The organism is Mycobacterium kansasii ATCC 12478 (genome assembly GCF_000157895.3).
In the GTDB taxonomy this organism is placed as follows: Bacteria; Actinomycetota; Actinomycetes; order Mycobacteriales; family Mycobacteriaceae; genus Mycobacterium; species Mycobacterium kansasii.
This window is the reverse complement of the sequence record NC_022663.1, coordinates 3605817-3624305: the sequence shown is the minus strand read 5'-3', so window position 1 is coordinate 3624305 and position 18489 is coordinate 3605817. Positions and strand designations below refer to the sequence as shown.

The window sequence follows — 18489 nt, the reverse complement described above, 5'->3', positions numbered from 1 at the left end:
TGCTCGCGCGGCCGCTCAGAACTGCAGCGCGGTGAACCGCCAGTCCAGCACCTGCCGGTCCGGCCCGGCGGCGTCGCCGACGGCGTAGACCAGCGACCGCAACCCCAGCACGCCGCCGTTCCCGGTGGGGTGGGCGGATTCAACGTGCAGCTCGCTGTAGAGGGTGTCGCCCTCGCGGACCGGCCCGCTGTGGTCGCAGTGTTCCCAGCCCAACACCGTCACCAGGTTCGGCAGCAATCGGCAGGCTTGGGCGAACGCCAGTCCGATGGTGTGCCCGCCGTAGACCAGACGCTGCCCACCGACCCGCGAATCATGGTGTGTCGCCGCAATATTCAGGGTGAGCCGGGCCAACTCGGGGGCGCTGCTGACCAGGTCAGCGGTGCTGTGCAGAACCGAACCCGCAATACCGGCGTCGAAGTGTGGGCCGGGCACCCGTTCTCGGAAGGCCGTGGCGTCCCAGTGGGCGACGGGGTTGACGGCCGGTCCCGTCACGTCGGCGCCGACGGTGGACAAGTCGTCGCCGGGGGCCTCGGGTCGGTCGGGCCGCCAATCCGGGCCGGCGGGCAGCATGGCGCACCGGTAGAAGTCGAGCACCAACCGATCGGCCTGGTCGACGGTCGTCATCCGCAGCGCCGCCAGCCCGGTCGGGGCACGGCCCGGTTTGGCCGTGTTGGCGCGCAGCCCGACCACTTCGGTGCGGGTGTAGACGGTGTCGCCGATCACCGGGAATCGGTGAAACGTCAGGCCTCGGTAGAACAGGTTGGCTTTGACCCGCTGAGTCACCAGGGTCGACTGCCCGATCGCCACGTCGCAGACCAGGCCCGGGTGCGCCAGCGGTGCGGGCGCGCCGATCACCGCTGCGCACAGCGCGGCGTCCAGGGCCAGCCGCAGCCGGTCACCCACGATCGCCTGATGGGCCGCGGCCAGCCCCGGCGACAGCGTCATCGCCGGTGCCCAGTCGAATGTCTGGCCTACCGAGAGGTCGTCGAAATAGGGCCCGCCCTGGCGGGTGTCCGCGTATGTCACAACGCCACATGCTGGCAGCCGGTCGAAGCGAGGGTCAATATGACACGGGTGAGCAATGAGCTGAATCATGAAGAAGCGATGCTGGTCGACACCGTGCGGGCCTTCATCGACCGTGACGTGAAACCGAGCGTCCGCGAGGTGGAGCATGCCAACGCCTACCCCGAGGCGTGGATCGAGCAGATGAAGCGGATCGGTATCTTCGGCCTGGCCGTCTCCGAAGAGTACGGCGGGTCGCCGGTGTCGATGCCGTGCTATGTACAGGTCACCCAGGAGCTGGCGCGCGGCTGGATGAGCCTGGCGGGGGCGATGGGCGGGCACACCGTGGTGGCCAAGCTGCTGACGCTGTTCGGCACCGAAGAACAGAAGACGGCGTATCTGCCGGCGATGGCCACCGGCGAACTGCGGGCCACGATGGCACTCACCGAACCCGGCGGCGGCTCCGACCTGCAGAGCATGTCGACCACCGCGCTGGTATCCGAAGCCGGCGGCTTACGGATCAACGGCGCCAAGACCTGGATCACCAACGCGCGCCGCTCCGGGCTGATCGCGTTGCTGTGCAAGACCGATCCCGCTGCCCGACCACGCCATAAGGGAATCTCGATCGTGCTGGTCCAGCCCGGACCGGGCCTGACGGTGTCGCGAGACCTGCCCAAGCTGGGCTACAAGGGCGTCGAGTCCTGCGAGTTGTCCTTCGACGACTACCGGGTGCCGGTGTCGGCAGTCTTGGGTAGTCGCATGGGGGAAGGCTTTTCGCAGATGATGAAGGGCCTCGAAACAGGCCGCATCCAAGTGGCGGCCCGTGCCCTGGGGGTGGCAACCGCGGCACTGGAAGACGCGCTCGCCTATGCCCAGCAGCGGGAGAGCTTCGGTCAGCCGATTTGGAAGCATCAGGCCGTCGGCAACTATCTGGCCGACATGGCAACCAAACTCACCGCCGCACGCCAACTGACCCGCTATGCCGCCGAGCGCTACGACAGCGGCCAGCGTTGCGACATGGAGGCAGGGATGGCCAAGCTGTTCGCCTCCGAGGTGGCGATGGAGATCGCGTTGAACGCGGTGCGCATCCACGGCGGCTACGGCTACTCAACGGAATACGACGTCGAACGCTATTTCCGCGATGCGCCCCTGATGATCGTCGGTGAAGGCACCAACGAGATCCAGCGCAATGTGATCGCCGGACAACTGGTGGCCCGGGGCGGTATCTAGCCGATATGTCGGCGGCCGGTGCTGTATATTTGCCTGACTTCGCCCAGGGAACCCAAGGGTAGGCACCAAAGGAGGGCAGCCATGAGTTATCCGCCAGGGCCGTATGGAGGTTCCCCGGAGTGGCAGGGCCAGCAGCCGGGCTGGCAGGGTCAACAGCCGCAACCGGGTTGGCCGGCCGCGCAACCCGGCTACGCACCAGAGCCGGACAACTACCTCGTCTGGGCCATTCTGGCCACGATCTTGTGCTGCCTCCCGTTCGGGATCGTGTCGATCGTGTACTCCACCAAGGTCTCCGGGCTGTGGGCCCAAGGCCGCTATGCCGAGGCGCAGGCCGCGTCCGCCAACGCCAAGAAGTGGGCCATCATCAGTGCGATCGCCGGGGCGGTCATTGGTGTGATCGTCGGGGTTATTTACGTAATCCTGATTGTGGTGGCCGTGTCGGTCGATCGCAACATGCCCTCCACTATCACCACGTATTCCGGCTACTGATCGAAGCGTTCCAACGTTGCGCGCCAGCAGGTCTGCCCCTAGCCGGCGGCCGCCGAGATAGCGTCCACCAGCCCCCAGGCCAGTGCGGTCTCGGCGTCGATAGTTCGGCCGGAGAGCACCAGATATGCCGTGCGCCAGCGTCCGATCCGTCGGGTGATGCTGACGGTGCCACCGGCGCCGGGGATCAGTCCGAGGCTCAGTTCGGGCAGCCCGAACACCGAATCCGGCCGGGCCACAACCCATCCGCAGAACGCCGCCATCTCCAACCCGCTGCCCAGCACCCGCCCGTGCACCTCGGCCCGGCACTCACGGCCAAGCCTGGCTCTGAGTTCGTCGAGCACCAGCGCCGGACTGTGCCGGGTGCGGGCAAAGTGCGCGCTGACCGGATCGGCAAAGGTGCCGAACTCGGCAAGGTCTCCACCGCTGCAAAACGATGGGCCGTTGCCACTCAACACGATTCCGGTGACCGACGGGTCCAGCTGCGCGACGCTCAACGCCTCCAGTAGCGCGGCGCGCACATCGGTGGAAAAAGCATTGTGTCGGTGCGGCCGGTTGAACCGGATACGCAGGGTGTCCTCGTCGCGCTCCACGAGCACCGCGTCGGCTGTGCCCGGAACGGCGGCCGGGCCGCGATCGTCGAGCCAGCGCGCGAACTCGGGTCCGGCCTGCAGGGTCGAGTAGGCCAGGGATTCGGTCAGCACGCCGGCCAGCGTCGCACCGGCGGGATCCAGGGCCCGTAGCACGTCGTCGCACATGGCGCTGGCCTGCGGCCAGCGTCGGCAGCGCCGCGTCACGTCGGCCAACGCCTCGGGCACCGACGCCACGGTGACCACCCGGCGATCGCCACATGGCTCGTCAGTCAGCGTGAAAGTCGCTGTTTCCAGCCAGAATTCATCCGGAGGCGAGCCCTGAGCGACGATCACGCCCGGCGGCGAGGGCACACCGGCGTCCCGCTCATCCGCGGGTTTCGACAGGTCAACTACACGCAGCATCGGTCAGGCCGAATACTTCTCGATCAGCCCGTCCTTGTAGAGCTTGCCGGTGTCGGTGCGCGGCAACTGCACCTCGAAAGCGATGGCCTTGGGACATTTGAAGTGCGACAGGCGATTCCGCAACCACGCCAGCAGTTCAGCAGCGAATTCCTCGGTGGCGTCCGCCGGGTCGACGGTCTGCACCGCCGCCATCACCCGCTGTCCCATCTCCTCGTCGGGAACACCGAAAACCGCTGCGTCGAGCACCTTCGGGTGGGTGACCAACACGTTTTCGGTTTCCTGCGGGTAGATGTTGACGCCGCCGGAGATGATCATGTGGTGGCGCCGGTCGGTCAGATACAGGTAGCCCTCGTCGTCGAGATAGCCTATGTCGCCAACCGTCACCCACCCGTGCTTATCGCGCGACGCAGCGGTTTTCGACGGATCGTTGAGGTATTCGAAGGAGTAGCCGCCCTCGAAAAAGATCTCACCCGGCTGGCCTGGCGGCAGCTCGTTGCCGTCGGGGTCCAGGATATGCACCGCGCCCTGCATCGGCTTGCCGACCGAACCGGGGTGCGCCAGCCAATCCTCGGCGGTGATCAGCGTGGACCCGATGGCTTCGGAGGACGCGTAGTACTCGTCGACGATCGGTCCCCACCAGTCCATCATCTGCTTCTTGATCTCGACCGGACACGGTGCCGCGGCGTGCATCACCCGCTTCAGGCTGGATATGTCGTACGAATTACGCACCCGATCAGGTAGTTTCAGCATCCGGGTGAACATCGCCGGGACGAACTGGCCGTGTGTCACCCGGTAGCGCTGAATGGCGTCGAGCGCCGACTCGGGATCGAACTTCTCCATCACCACGGTGGTGATGCCGCCGGCCTGGGCGCTCATCGACCACACCGACGGTGCGGTATGGTAGAGCGGCGCCGGGCTCAGGTACACCGAATCGCGGTCCATCCAATAATCAATGAGCGCCGACATCATCCCGGGCGCCTGATCCGGCGGGACATGCGGTAATTCGCGTTTGATTCCCTTGGGCCGGCCGGTGGTTCCCGAGGAGTACTGCAGCAGGTCGCCTTCCAGTTCGTCATCGATCGGTGTCCCGGGTTGGCCGGCAACGCATTCCGGGTATCGCCCCCAGCCCGCCAGGTCGCCGTCGGCGACCATCAGCAGCTCCGGCAGGCCTCCGGGAAGGTGGCCGGCCAGACCCGCGCAGGTCTCGCGCAGCGCCGCGGAGCCGACAATCGCCCTGGCGCTACTGTTGTCGACGATGTAGGCCGCCTCTGCCGGGGCCAGGTGGGTGTTGATCGGCACGTAGTACAAGCCGCTGCGGCGTGCCGCCCACATGACCGCGTGGATGTGCTCGTTGTTTTCCATCAGAATGGCGACGACGTCGCCTTCCCGCAGCCCCGCCTCACGGAATCGGTGCGCCAGTCGATTGGCTCGGGCTTCCAGCTCTGCGAAGGTGACGACGGTCCCGGACGGATGCAGGATGACTGCCGGTTTGTTGGCGCTTGTCTCATCGCGCAGGTGCTGGCGGATCTGCATGAGCCGACTGTACGTCGCATCCCGGTTACTGGAGCAATGGGGCGCGGTCCCCCGGTGCCGGCCGCCTGAGCGCCATCCAGCGATCATCGATGTCGACTAACCGGCTCCAGCGATCCGGCCGAAGTTCCCGGGTAAACTGAATGGCCTTGCGGTGCTGGTTATCTCATCGTCGTTTCGACGCTACGGTCGAACGTCGTCGCTGAGCAATGCCGCGGGAAAGGCCAGCGTCTTCGGCGGCCAACCGTACCACGATCTGGACGTCACGCTGAATGCCCGAAGCGACCTCGCGAACTGCCGCAACCAACTCGCGCACAGCGACGCCGACGACCACCGTCGCGGCCCGATGCGGCAGCGCTCAACGGGCCGCTAGCGAGCGCAACTTCTTACCCAATACCACTGCCACTGAGGTGTTTTCAGCGATAACGGTGACCTCGATACCCGCTCGTCGCCGCAGCTCGCGTTGCAGCCTGTCGCGAAGCGTGGAATTCGCGGCGAGGCATCCGCGGCAGGCTCCTGACATCCGCACAGTCACGTTGAGACCGACAACGGAAACCAGTTCAATCGACCCGCCGTGCGAACCGGCAAGCTCCCCGATCGGACCGGCGAGTAGTTCCTGTGCGAGCGTCGTCAACTGAGCCTCGGAGCTCGTTGGTTGCTCGACCCGCCAACCGGCCGGGTCCACCAGCGCGTCGGTGAGCGCCGTGCGGATATCGTCTCCCAACTCGCGCCAGCTACGGGTTGCGCCGACGGTGATCAGGATATCGGTGGCGCGCACGGCGATCTCGGCGATCAGTCCGCTCTTCAATAGTGCGCCCAGCCGGCCCGGTGCGTGCCGGACAACGCCGAGGGGTGGCAGCCGGTCCGGTGCGGCCACCCATCGAAGCTGTCGCGGATCGCCGGTGGCAGTGGCGTGCAGGGGAATCATGCACCCAGGCCAATCGCGATCGATCTGGCTGCAAACGCCGCTACCCAGGCGAGGCCGAACATGTAGGAGAATGCGACCGCAGGCCACCGCCAGGAGTTCGTTTCGCGGCGCATCACCGCGACGGTAGACATGCATTGCAACGCGAAGATGAAATACGCCAGCAGCGCGATGACGGTCGGCGCGCTGAACAACTTATGGCCGTCGTCGTCCGTGAGAGCGACCAGTGCTCCATGCGGATTGGCGGGGTCGGTAGCCGCCGACACCTGACCGACGGCCGACACGAACATTTCGCGCGCCGAAAAGGAACCCAACAGGGCCACATTGATGTGCCAATCGAAACCGAGTGGTTTGAACACCGGCCCCATCGCCTTCCCGACGTCGGCGGCGTAGCTATGGTCCATCACATACGCGCTGGCCTGCGTCGGCGACATGTGCGCGGTCTCCGCCGCCCGGGCCGGCAGGTTGAGCAGCACCCACAGCACCACCGACGTGCCCAGGATGATGGTTCCCGCCTTGCGCAAGAACAACTTCGCCGAAGCCCACATCGCGATGAGCAGGTTCCTGGGCGACGGAAAGCGGTAGGGGGGAAACTCCATCGTGAACGGCAGGATATCGCTGCGCAGGATCGTCGACTTGAACACCGAGGCCGCGATCAGCGCCGCGGTCCCGCCGCACAGATAGAGCAGAAACATCACGACACCCTGAGCGCTCAGACCCCACCAGTGGATCTGCGGCGACACCAGCAGTCCGACCAGCAAGGCGAACACCGGAAGCCTGGCCGAGCACGTCATCAACGGGGCCGTAATGATTGTGGCGATCCGGTCACGAGATGACGGCAGCGTGCGCGTGGCCATGATCCCCGGGATTGCGCAGGCGAACGACGACAGCATCGCAACAAACGCGCGACCTTCCAATCCAGTCGCGGCCATCACCCGGTCCATCAGGAACGCGGCCCGTGCCATATAGCCGACGTTTTCCAACAACGCGATCAGCAGGAACAGCAAAACGATCTGCGGGATGAACTGCAGCACCGTTCCGACACCGCCGATGAGCCCCTGGCCGAGCAGACCGCGCACCACATAGTTGTCGATGTGCTCACCGACCAGTCCGCCAAGCCAGCCGAGCACTCGGCCCACCCGGTCCTGCAGTGGCGCGGCGACGGTGAAAACGACCTGAAAGAAACAGAACATCACCGCAAAGAAGACGGCGGTGCCCCACAGTGGGTGCAATACCACCGCGTCGATCCCTCGCGTGCGCCGATCGGCTTGTGGTGCAACGTAACCGGCCGCGTCGAGCACCGAGGTGCCCCAGGCGTCGACGGCGTCATCCTCGACCGGGGGCAGCAGCGGGGGACGCTGCCACCGCTCGAAGGACGCCAGCTGATCGCGTACCCTGTCGACGCCCACGCCGCGGTTCGCAACGACCGCGACGACCGGGATGCCCAGTGCCGTCGACAAGGCGTCGACGGCGATGCTGCCGCCGCGGGCGCTCAATTCGTCGGTCATCGTCAGCGCCAGCAGACACGGCAGGTCAAGCCGCAGCACCTGTGCCACCAGGACAACGGACCGGTGCAGGGTGGTGGCATCGGCCACGATGACGATCGCGTCGGGGCAGCCGGTGTCAGACATCTCGCCGGCCAGCACGTCAGCTACCACCTGCTCGTCCGGGCTGATCGGGTCGAGACTGTAAGTGCCGGGCAGATCCTCAACGGCGATCTCGACGTCACCGGACTTGGCGAAGCCGACGCTGCGCCCGACTGTGACACCCGGATAGTTGCCGGTCTTGGCGCGTAGTCCGGTCAGCTGGTTGAACACGGTCGTCTTGCCCGCGTTGGGGCTGCCGACCAGGGCCACCCGTGCCACACCGGCAACCGAGACCACGGCGCCGTTCTCCTGGTGACACGTCGTCATGCGCCGTTTCCCGGGTCAACTTCGATCAGTTGCGCGTCACGTCGGCGCAGGCAGAGTTCGGTGTCTTGAACCCGGTAGATAGTCGGATCACCCAGCGGGGCCCGGCGGATCACCTCGACGACGGACGCTGACCGAAATCCCAACTGTCGCAGCCGGCGCGCTAACGCCGAAGGTGCCCGCGGCGCGGTGCCCACGATGGTTGCCCGCTCACCCGGCCGCAGATCGGTGAGCGCGATCGCAAAACCCGGCACCGGACGCGGGCGCGGCGCTTGATTGGGCATTTTGGTCCTCCAAGCAACAATGTAGCGACTTTGATACCCACGGGCAGGACACCGCCACCACACGGGTAACGGTGGTCGGCCCCGGGCCGCATGGAAACCCACTGGCTGCCTTGTGCCGAGACCCTGGATGGATGTTTAAGATAGCCTAACCTTAATTGCAACGAGGGGGTGCCAATGCCAGCGTCCACAGGCCGCGCATCGGAGGCTGCAGAATGCATCCGCGGTGCGCGGGCTCATCGGGGAACCACGCCGAATGCCGAGCGCCAGATTCACCGGGCCTGCGGGGACGTCCGTGCCGCACTTCTCCAGGCACTTGATTTACTGTCCGTGGCGACGGCCCCCCGGCCTGGCCGCGACGACGTGTTCCGGGCATACAGCGACTTGGGGCGTGTCGAGCGTCACGTCCTACTGGCCCTGCACGCCACCGACCTGCTCGACCAAATGGTGGGCACTCAGCCCGAACACCGACAGCCCTGGTCTTACTATCGCGGCCGGATCGGCATGAAGTTGCGATCGGTGGGTCGCCGGGAATCGAGTGCGACGCTGGACATTTGCGACACAGCGCGATCGCCCGGGCAGAAGGGTTAGTCGGCCCCTACTCGGCCAGGCGTTCCTTGAGCGCGTCGAACTCGTCCTTGACGCCGGTGGGCAACTTCTCACCGACGAACTCCAGCCACTCCTCGATAAGGGGCAGCTCCGCGCGCCATTCTTCGGGGTCGACCTTCAGCGCCTCGGCCACATCGGCCACATCGACGTCCAACCCGTCCAGGTCCAAGTCCTCAACGGCGGGGACGGTGCCGATCGGGGTGGTTCGGCCGCCGGCCCGGTGCTCGATGCGCTCCACAATCCACTTCAATACCCGGCTGTTCTCGCCGAAGCCGGGCCACAGGAAGTGCCCGTCGTGGCCGCGGCGGAACCAGTTGACGAAGAACACCTTCGGCAGCTTGGACTCGTCGGCGTTCTTGCCCAGGTTGATCCAGTGCTGGAAGTAGTCCCCGACGTTGTAGCCGAGGAACGGCAGCATGGCCATCGGGTCGCGACGCACGTTGCCGACTTTGCCCTCGGCCGCGGCGGTCTGCTCGCTTCCCAGAGTCGCTCCGATGAAAACCCCGTGTTGCCAGTCACGCGCCTCGGTGACCAGCGGAACCGTGGTTTTGCGGCGTCCGCCGAACAGGATGCCGGAAATCGGCACACCCTGCGGGTCGTCCCATTCGGGCGCCAGGATGGGGCACTGCGACATCGGGGTGCAGTATCGGGAGTTCGGGTGTGCTGCTTTGGTTTCCGTTTCGCGGATGTACCAGTCGTTGCCCTTCCAGTCGATCAGGTGGTCGGGCTCGCCCTCCAGACCTTCCCACCAGACCTCGGCGTCATCGGTCAGTGCGACGTTGGTGAACACCGTGTTGCCCGCGGCGATGGTGCGCATGGCGTTGGGGTTGGACTTCCAGTTGGTGCCGGGCGCCACCCCGAAGAAGCCGAACTCGGGATTGACCGCGTACAGCCGGCCGTCCTTGCCGAACCGCATCCAGGCGATGTCGTCGCCGAGTGTCTCGGCGCGCCAGCCGGGGATGGTCGGCTGCAGCATCGCCAGGTTGGTCTTGCCGCATGCCGACGGGAAGGCCGCCGCGAAGTAGTAGGCCTTGTTCTCCGGTGAGATCAGCTTGAGGATCAGCATGTGCTCGGCCAGCCAGCCCTCGTCACGGGCCATGGCCGAGGCGATCCGCAGTGAGTAGCACTTCTTGCCGAGCAGCGCGTTGCCACCGTAGCCCGAACCGTAGCTCCAGATCTCGCGGGTCTCCGGGAAGTGGGTGATGTACTTGGTGTCGTTGCAGGGCCACGGTACGTCCTTTTGGCCCTCCTCCAGCGGGGCGCCGACGGAATGCAGCGCCTTGACGAAGAACCCGTCGTCGCCGATCTTCTCCAGGGCGGCCTTGCCCATGCGGGTCATGGTGCGCATCGATACGACGACGTATTCGGAGTCGGTGATCTCCACGCCGAGCTTGGGATCCTCGGCACCGAGCGGGCCCATGCAGAACGGCACCACGTACATGGTGCGCCCCCGCATGCAGCCGCGGTACAGGTCTTTCATGATGGACCGCATTTCGTCCGGGTCCATCCAGTTGTTGGTGGGGCCGGCGTCGACCTCGCGCTCGGAGCAGATGAAGGTGCGGGACTCCACCCGCGCCACATCCGACGGGTCGGACAGCGCCAGGAAGGAGTTCGGGTACTTCTCGGGGTTGAGCCGGGTGAACGTGCCGGCCCCGACCAAGTGATCGGCGAGCCGCTGGAACTCTTCCGCTGAGCCGTCGGCGAAGACAACCCGGTCAGGCTGAGTGAGCTCGGCGACCTCCTCCACCCAAGACAGCAACCCCTGATGATTAGTCGGCGCGGTGTCTAAACCGGGAACGGTCGCTGAGGTCATCGAACTCTCCTGAGATTCTGCTGCGTATCTGCGGCTAGTTGTCGGCTGGTATCGGCTTCGGGATCCATCTAGGGGGTCGGTTGATGCGTTTGCTAGCACGAATGTTGACCCGGGTGCTTATTAATACAGGTTATCGTGCATCACTTGTCGCGGAAGGCCAGGGCGGGTATAAGCCTCCTCACAAGACCGATTCAGAAGGATCAATATCCTTCCCATTTCCTGTTGTTGCTGCCTTTGGGGCCGCTGGTGCGCTGGCAGCAGTGCCGACGCCCTGGGATCGGGTGCCAACCGTGGGTATACCCGGTTCGCCCAGTTCTTTACGCACCGCGTCGAGCGCGGCTTGGATGGCGGGCAGCTCCCGGTCCCGCACTGCGGCGGCTCGCGCCGCGGCGATGGTGTGTTCGCGTAGTTCGGCGTCGATCATGCTGACCTGGTGGGCCACCCGGGCGTGCTCGGCCTCGTCGCGTGCGCTCAACGCGGTACTCAGCTGCGACTCGGCGGCCAGCACCCGGCCGGAGACCAGTTCGTCCAATACGGACCGCAGCGCCGAGATCACGTCACCCGTCCAGCGATCCAGCACGGCGCGGTCGCTCAGCAAGGCGCGGGTGTGGACCACCCACAGCGTCAACACCAATCCGAGCGCCACACATCCGACGATCCCGGCCCCCGTCAGCCAGGGGTTGAGCCGGGGCGCCAGTCCGGCCAGCAACCGGCTCAGCGTCATTGCCACACCCAGGCCGAAGCCGGCGCCCAGCACCACCATGAGCCGGCTCTCCAACCGCCGGGACTTCAACGGTGGCGCCGAGACGGCGACCGTGGGCGGCATGTCGACGGGTGCAAGCTCGACGGGCACGCTCAGCGCATGCGTCACATCGGCGAGCCTCCGGTGGACGGCCTCGCTCACCTCGGCGAGCGCCCGGGCGACCCGGCTGCGGGTGTCATTTTCGAACTCGGCGATCTTGCGCCGCGGCAGGACCGCGACGTCCTCCTGCAGCTCGACACGTAGCGATGAACAACGGTTGCGGGCAAGGTAGGACAATTGGACCCGGGCCTGCTGGACCTGACCGCGCAGCGCAATGGCGTGGTCTGTTCTCGACTGACGCCGATGCCGCAGGGCCGCACTGCGTTCCGCACGCAGGGCATCCACCCGCGCCTTGCGGCCGGTGCCCTCGGCGTCGCGCCGGAACCGCTGCGCGAGCGTCTGCAGCCGCGATTCCCAGGCACGCAGCCTGTTGCGCCGGGCGATGTCCGGATCGGCGAGCTGACTGAGCAGCGCGGCGACCAGGTCGTCCATCCGCGACGGCCCCAGCTGCGGCGCGGCGGCCGCACCCACCCACGGCACGTCAGCGTAACGAGGCGCATGCGCCGCCAGCGTGGCCCGGTCTGTGGCCAGCACCTCGCGCCAGCTGCGGTGCACGTCGACCTTGGACGCCACGCCGATCACCACGTCGGTGTGCTCGGCGGCGGCATCCAGCAATGCGCAGTCGGATTCGGTCAGCGGGGCCGCCGCGGAGACCACGAACACCACCGCGGTCGGCGCGTCGCCGGGCGCCAGCGCCGACGGTTCGACGAACTCGTGTCGCGGCGCCCGTTGCCGCAGAGCGGCTACCACGCTGCTGACGCCGGCCAGCCAAGGGCCGGTCACCAGGACCACGTCGCGGCGGCGGATCACCAGCGGACCCACCTTGGGGCCGATCGCCGCCACCAGTGCGTCGACCCGGGCGGCCGGGTCTTCCCGGGCCGCGCCGATCACCCGAGTTCCCCTGACTCGACTGACCCGCCCGCCCGCGACCAGAGCCGAAGCGATCCTCTGACGATGTCGGCACCGCAGGCGGCGTCCACGCGGGCGGCCGTACCACCGCGGGACCTACGGTGGTACTGCCATCGCACCGCCCGCCGCAACAGCGCGGCCATATCGTCGGTCGCGATGTCTTCCGGTTCCAGGTGAAGCGCGGACACTGCGTCCAGGGCGGCGCTCATCCGGGCGAGCACCATGTTGTCGCCGGATAAGCACCGCGCTATCCGCTCGTCCGCCACGGCCATCGCCTCGAGCGCCGTGACGGCTTCGAGTATGCGGCGGTAGCGCGCCGGTCCGCGGGCGGCCATGGCCTGGGCGACGACGGCGTCGACACCGCTGGCCCGGTGCAGCAGGGCCCGCACTTCCGCGGGCCCCGCGCCGCGGCGCACCGCTGCGACGCCAAGCGCGATGCCGAAGAGGTCGAGGGCCTCCAGCAGCCGCAGCCGCATCGGCATCGACACCGTGAGCTCCGCCGCCAGAAAGCCGTCGAAGGATCCGTCGAGGCAGGTCAGGCCCTCTGGGTGGGCGGCCAGCGCGCGCAGCGCGAGCCAGCAGGTTTCATCGAGAAAATCGAACGCCGCAGCGGCGAGCAGCCCGATCATCGGCACCACGGGCAGGCCGACGAGCGCGGAAAAATGCGCGCAGCGGGTCTGCGCCGCGGCCATCGGCCCGGCCCCGCCGAAGCCACTCAGATCCGCCTTGTTCAGCACGATCACCAGCGGCTGCCGAGCGTCACGGACGGCGGCTATGGCGTCGCGGTCCTCGGGTTTGAGCGCCTCGGCCAGGACGTACAACTGCACGTCGGCGACGCTGGCCGAGAAGGCCGACGACACCACCGTCAGTCCCGCGCCATTCAGGGCGTGCGCCACCGTGCGGCAACCCGCCCCCGGGCGCCCGCGGACCGCCACCCGCGGCGGTTCCGCGACGCGCGCGGCGATCGGAGGCACCCGCTGGTCACCGGTGCGGCCAGCGAGACGCGTCAGTTCATCGAGGAAAAGCCGATACCCCCGCCCCGTCATAGCCCCCTGCTCGGTCGCATTACACCGATATCGAATGGTGGCAGCTGCGCCCCCGCCCCGCCAGCCACCCGCGAACCGGGAATGCATCTACTCGGTTACGAAAGACCATCAGCTGTCGAGAACGGCCCAATCCGACGACGCTCAGGTGGTCGCGGGCGGCGGCGCCGCGAGCTCGACGCTGACCAACTCGGTCAGACCGCTGATCCGCAGGACCGGCATCATGCGCGAGCTCGCGACCAGGCGCAGCTGATCGGCGTGCACGTAAAGGGCGTTGATGGCCTTGCTGTCCAGGTACTCCACCGCGCTGAGGTCGACGGTGAGCGTGTCACCGGCGCCCACGGCCTCGCGGAGCGCGCTGGCAAAGGCGTCGACGTTGCTCATGTCGATTTCTCCGACCGCTATCAGCACCGGCGTGCCGTCGCTGCGGCGTTCGGTCGACAGGGTCAGCGGTGTGGTCATCAGAAGATCCTCGCGTGAAGATGGACGGTGGTACCGAGCGTGCCGGCCTGGATGGTGACGTCGTCCATGAGAGTCCGCATCAGGGCGAGGCCCCGACCGCGGTGGGAATCTCGCGGCGGCCGCGGAGGTTTCCACGAGCCGGTGTCGGTGATGGTCAGCTGCAGTCGGTCCGCCAGGGCGATCGCGCGCAGGCCTATGGTGCCTTCGGGGTTACGGCGGTGTCCGTGCTCGATGGCGTTGGCGAGCGCTTCACCGACAGCGATCAGCACGTCCTGCGCCTGGCCGGGACGGACCATGGCGCGCGCCAGCCAACCCCGTAGCGCGCTGCGGGTGGCGGCCAGTTGACTGGCCCGGGCGGGAAGGTCGATCTCCAGCGGGCCGGGCTGACGATAAAGCAGCAGGGCCACGTCGTCCGGATAGCCGCCGCCGGGGTTGAGCCCGGACATGATGCGGGTGGCCAAGTCTTCCAGGGTGACGGTGCCGCCGTCCCGAACCAGCTCGATGGCCTCGGCGATGCCCTGGTCCAGCGGGTGGCGGCGACGCTCCACCAGACCGTCGGTGTAGAGCAGCAAAGTCGCGCGGGCCGGGATCGTCAGCCGCGCTTCGGGGCGGGCCCAGTCCGATCGCACCCCGAGCGCGATGGTGCCGGCCTCGTCGAGAATCCGGGCGGTGCCATCGGCATGAACCAGGATGGGTGGTGGGTGGCCGGCGCTGGAATACACCAGCTCACCGGTGTCGGGGCTGAGCACCGCGCAGAACGCGGTAGTGCACTGGGCGCCCGGTAGGCGCGCGGCGAATCGGTCCAGACCGGTCAGTGCGACGCCGGGGCTGAGGTGCTCGAGCAGCAGCGCGCGGCAGGCACTGCGCAATTGCCCCATCACCGTCGCGGCGGCCAATCCGTGGCCGACGCAGTCCCCGACGACCAGTGCGAGGCGCCCGTCGTCCAGGTCGACCACGTCGTACCAGTCGCCGCCGACTTGCAGCGGCCGGGTGGCGGGCTGGTAGCGGACCGCGAATCCGCCGGGCAGGTGGGCTGGACCCAGGATCGCGTGTTGCAGCGCCAGGGCCGTTTCGCGTTGCTGGTCGAGCTGGTAGACGCGCTGCAAACCCTGCCCCAGGCGGCCGGCCAGCGCCGTCAGCAAGGTTTGGTCTTCGGACGTGAACGGCCGGTTTTCGGCCAGCTCGATCCAGATCACCAGCACCCCTCGCGGGTGTTGCAGCGCGATGCCCGCCGTCCCCGGGGTCGTTGCCTGGGTGGGGAGCAGATCGGCGTTGCTCAGCGCGCTGATCGTCGCCCGGGTACCAGCTGGCAGCTCGGCCCACCCTACGGGCTCACCCGCCGACACCACTTCCGGTTCGCCGGCTGCCCGGGCTTGTGGTTCGACGCCGTGGCCGGCAACGGTGACGGCCAGTATCCGGCGCGCCCGCCACAGCTCGCGCAGCACCTCGACCGCGGCATGTATTGCCGCATCGAGGCTGTCGGCCTGCCCCAGTTGCTGGTTGAGGGCGGCCCACGCGGTCTGGCTCTGCACGGTGTAGTGCTCGGCGGTGACGTCACGGAAGGTGCCGACCATGACGCGTCGGCCGGTGTCGGGGTCGTCGACCTGGTTGAAGTTGGCGTTGATCCAGATTCGGTGCCCGTCCCGGTGGCGCGCCGGAACGGTGTAGTTGCCGTGGGAGTGGGTAAGGAAATGGGCGAACGCGTCGGCGAACTGCCGGTGTGCTTCGGGGTCGTCGCCGGCGTCGGGCCACCACGGGTGGGTCTGCACGTAGGGCAGGCCTTCGGGGCCGTAGCCGAGGATCTCGGTGAACGCGCTGTTGATCTCGACGACGGTGCCGCGCTCGTCGCACACGAAGAAGGCCTCTTGCAGCGAGTCCACCAGGGCGCTACGCCAGCGGGCGTGGTGATTGCGCAGTCGCGTCATCTGGACATTGGCGCGCACCCGCGCCAGCAGCTCCGTGGCGGCAAACGGCTTGACCAGGTAGTCGTCGGCACCCGCATCCAACCCTTCCACGGACGCCTCTTGCCCGGCGCGCGCCGACAACAGCAGCACCGGCACCGCGGCCGTGCGCGGATCCGCCCGCAGCTGTGCGACCAGCGCAAGACCGTCCAGCCGGGGCATCATCACGTCGCTGATCACCAGGTCGGGCACCTCGGCGCGGATGACGGCCAGCGCCTGCCGGCCGTCGCTGACGGCCTCGACGCGGTAGTCCGCGCTGCGCAGCAGCCGGGTGAGGTATTCGCGCATGTCGGCGTTGTCGTCGGCAACCAGCACTCGGGCCCGCGTGGCTGAATCCGACTCAGCGACGGGGTCCCCGGTCGGCAGAGCGGCCCCGGCGTTGATGTCAGCAGGCAGCCACCGCAACGCTTCCTGCAAGTAGGCCTCGGCCGACGAAGCGCCCCGCGCGGGCTCGTGGGAGGCGAGCGCCCCGGCGGGCAGGTGTGCCGTGCCATATGGCAGCCGGATGGTGAAAGTGGTACCCCCAGCCTGGCTGCTGTCGACGGTGATGCTGCCGCCGAGCAGCCCGACCAGCTCCTTGACCAGGGCCAGACCGATTCCGCTGCCCTCGTTGGATCGGGCCTGCACGGTTTCGACGCGGTGGAAACGCTCGAACAACCGGGGCATCTCCGCCGCCGGCACCCCGACGCCGGTGTCGCTGACCGTGACCACCGCGGCGCTGTCACCGCCTCCGACGCGCACGGCGATCGACCCCTCGAAGGTGAACTTCAACGCGTTGGACAGCAGGTTGAGCACAACCTTCTCCCACATGTCGCGATCGACGTAGACCGGTTCGTCCAGCCGCACGCAGTTGACGATGAATTCGAGTCCGGCCCGCTCCACGGCCGACCGGAACACGCTGGCCAGGTCGGCGGTGACGGCGGCAAGGTCGACCGGCTCGTAGTGGGCGCGCATCCGGCCGGCCTCGATGCGGGAAAAGTCCAGGAGGGTGTTGACCAGCTTGGCCAGCCGCAACCCGTTGCGGTGCACAACCTCCAGCTCCTGTCGCGCCTGCTCGTCGAGTCCGGGTGTGCGGCGGCGCAGCTCCGCAACCGGCCCGATGATCAGCGTGAGGGGGGTCCGGAACTCGTGACTGATGTTGGAGAAGAACGTCGTCTTGGCCCGGTCCAGCTCGGCAAGCTCCTCGGCCCGCTGCTGCTGCGCCTGATAGCTGCGCGCACTGGCGATTCCGGCGGCCAGGTGGCCGGCAACCAACTCGACAAACCCGCGGTAGCCCTCGTCGAGCCGGCGATAGCGGTTCAGCGCGGCCACCAGGAATCCGTACGGCGGACCACCTTGCTGCAGCAGCGGCACCACCAGCGCCTGGGCCGGCGGGTCGGGCCAGTCCCCGGTCGGGAGCTGGCGGAACAAGCCGTCGAGCTCGACGAGGACCGACTGCCCGTGCGCTGCTTGCTCGAGCGGCCACACCGAGCGGTCGGCCGCCAGCATCGTGGGCGCAGCCGGATGCCCGACAGCGATCCCGCTGAGCGCCGCCAACCGCGCCGACCCGCCCCCATCGAACGATCCCTCGTCGAACGATCCCTCGTCGAACGATCCCTCGTCGAACAAGTAGGTCAACGTGAACGGCAAGTCCCGCGGGTCATGGCCGAGTTGGGCGGCGGCGAACGTCAGCATCTCCTGTTCGGTGCGCACCACGCTGGGATCGGATCCGAGATCGCGCAGGGTAGCCATGCGGCGCTCGTTGATCACCCGGTCGGTGTCCTCGCTGACCACGCACAACATGCCGACGACGTGCCCGAAGTCGTCGCGCAGCGGGCTGTAGGAGAACGTGTGGTACGTCTCTTCCCGGTATCCCGACCGTTCCAGGAACAGCAACAGGGCGGCGTCCCAGGTCGCTTGTCCGGTCGACAGCACCCGCTGGATCCGCGGACCGATGTCGTCCCAGATTTCGGCCCACACCTCGCGGGCGGGCCGGCCCAGCGCCCACGGATACTTCTGGCCCAGAGTGTCGCGGCGGTAGGCGGAGTTGCAGAAGAACGTCAGCTCCGGTCCCCACGCCATCCACATGGAAAACCGTGACGACAGCAAGATGCTGACGGCTGTCTGCAGGCTCTGCGGCCACCCGGCGGGCGGTCCGAGGGGAGTCGCCGCCCAGTCCACCCGCGCCAGGTCGCGGCCCACCTCGCCGTCCGCGCCAAAGATCGCGTCCGGTGCCGGCAGCACCGGCCCGTGCTCGGTATCTGCAGCGCCCACCATCGATCCCTCTCGCGAAGGTCCGCCACCCGCCCGCCATCGCACGCTCGCCGGCGGACAGGCCCTACAAGAAGGTTTGCCGCCGCCGTTGGGCGCGAATCAGAACATTGGCAGATTCACACCGTACCTCTCGGCCGAGCAGAACCATTACCACTGTTTTGGGCCCGCTGTCGGGCCTCTTCGGGCCGCTGTCGGGCCGCTGTCGGGCCTCTTCGGGC

Annotated in this window: 13 protein-coding genes; 2 read left to right on the top strand and 11 right to left on the bottom strand. The window is 67.6% G+C overall.

The window, feature by feature from the left end:
• Positions 1–15: 15 nt before the first annotated feature.
• Positions 16–1026, bottom strand: a complete 1011-nt coding sequence (locus tag MKAN_RS15810; protein WP_023369716.1) for a MaoC family dehydratase — start codon at positions 1024–1026, stop codon at positions 16–18.
• 78 nt (positions 1027–1104) lie between these two features.
• Here MKAN_RS15810 and MKAN_RS15805 point away from each other — a divergent pair, with 78 nt between their 5' ends.
• Complete coding sequence (locus tag MKAN_RS15805) at positions 1105–2232, top strand: acyl-CoA dehydrogenase family protein (RefSeq protein WP_371686005.1); 1128 nt, start codon at positions 1105–1107, stop codon at positions 2230–2232.
• Between the two features lie 81 nt (positions 2233–2313).
• Entirely contained in the window at positions 2314–2721 is a 408-nt protein-coding gene (locus tag MKAN_RS15800) for a CD225/dispanin family protein (RefSeq protein WP_023369712.1), read from the top strand.
• Positions 2722–2759: 38 nt separating this feature from the next.
• Here the strand turns inward: MKAN_RS15800 and MKAN_RS15795 are convergent, their stop codons facing one another.
• From MKAN_RS15795 to MKAN_RS15740, 10 genes are all read right to left on the bottom strand, one after another.
• Positions 2760–3713, bottom strand: a complete 954-nt coding sequence (locus MKAN_RS15795; protein ID WP_023369710.1) for an enoyl-CoA hydratase/isomerase family protein — start codon at positions 3711–3713, stop codon at positions 2760–2762.
• A 3-nt stretch (positions 3714–3716) separates the two neighbouring features.
• A complete protein-coding gene (gene fadD4, locus MKAN_RS15790) occupies positions 3717–5246 on the bottom strand; it encodes a fatty-acid--CoA ligase FadD4 (RefSeq protein ID WP_023369707.1) in 1530 nt (509 codons plus the stop codon).
• 355 nt (positions 5247–5601) lie between these two features.
• On the bottom strand, positions 5602–6171 hold the full coding sequence (locus MKAN_RS15780; protein ID WP_023369703.1) for a NifU family protein: 570 nt from the start codon (positions 6169–6171) through the stop codon (positions 5602–5604).
• A complete protein-coding gene (gene feoB, locus MKAN_RS15775; protein ID WP_023369701.1) occupies positions 6168–8081 on the bottom strand; it encodes a ferrous iron transporter B in 1914 nt (637 codons plus the stop codon). The genes MKAN_RS15780 and feoB overlap by 4 nt, the downstream gene beginning before the upstream one ends.
• Positions 8078–8362 carry a FeoA family protein gene (locus tag MKAN_RS15770; RefSeq protein ID WP_023369699.1) on the bottom strand — a complete coding sequence of 95 codons (285 nt, stop codon included), beginning with the start codon at positions 8360–8362 and terminating at the stop codon, positions 8078–8080. The genes feoB and MKAN_RS15770 overlap by 4 nt, the downstream gene beginning before the upstream one ends.
• 595 nt (positions 8363–8957) lie before the next feature.
• Positions 8958–10781: a phosphoenolpyruvate carboxykinase (GTP) gene (locus MKAN_RS15760; RefSeq protein ID WP_023369695.1), complete on the bottom strand. Its 1824-nt coding sequence runs from the start codon at positions 10779–10781 to the stop codon at positions 8958–8960.
• 178 nt (positions 10782–10959) lie between these two features.
• Entirely contained in the window at positions 10960–12534 is a 1575-nt protein-coding gene (locus MKAN_RS15755) for a hypothetical protein (protein WP_023369693.1), read from the bottom strand.
• Positions 12531–13598, bottom strand: a complete 1068-nt coding sequence (locus tag MKAN_RS15750) for a hypothetical protein (RefSeq protein WP_023369691.1) — start codon at positions 13596–13598, stop codon at positions 12531–12533. The genes MKAN_RS15755 and MKAN_RS15750 overlap by 4 nt, the downstream gene beginning before the upstream one ends.
• A gap of 141 nt (positions 13599–13739) precedes the next feature.
• Positions 13740–14057 (bottom strand): STAS domain-containing protein, encoded by a 318-nt coding sequence (locus tag MKAN_RS15745; protein WP_023369689.1) that lies wholly within the window; start codon positions 14055–14057, stop codon positions 13740–13742.
• Entirely contained in the window at positions 14057–18271 is a 4215-nt protein-coding gene (locus tag MKAN_RS15740) for a SpoIIE family protein phosphatase (protein ID WP_338043345.1), read from the bottom strand. The genes MKAN_RS15745 and MKAN_RS15740 overlap by 1 nt, the downstream gene beginning before the upstream one ends.
• Positions 18272–18489: the final 218 nt, after the last annotated feature.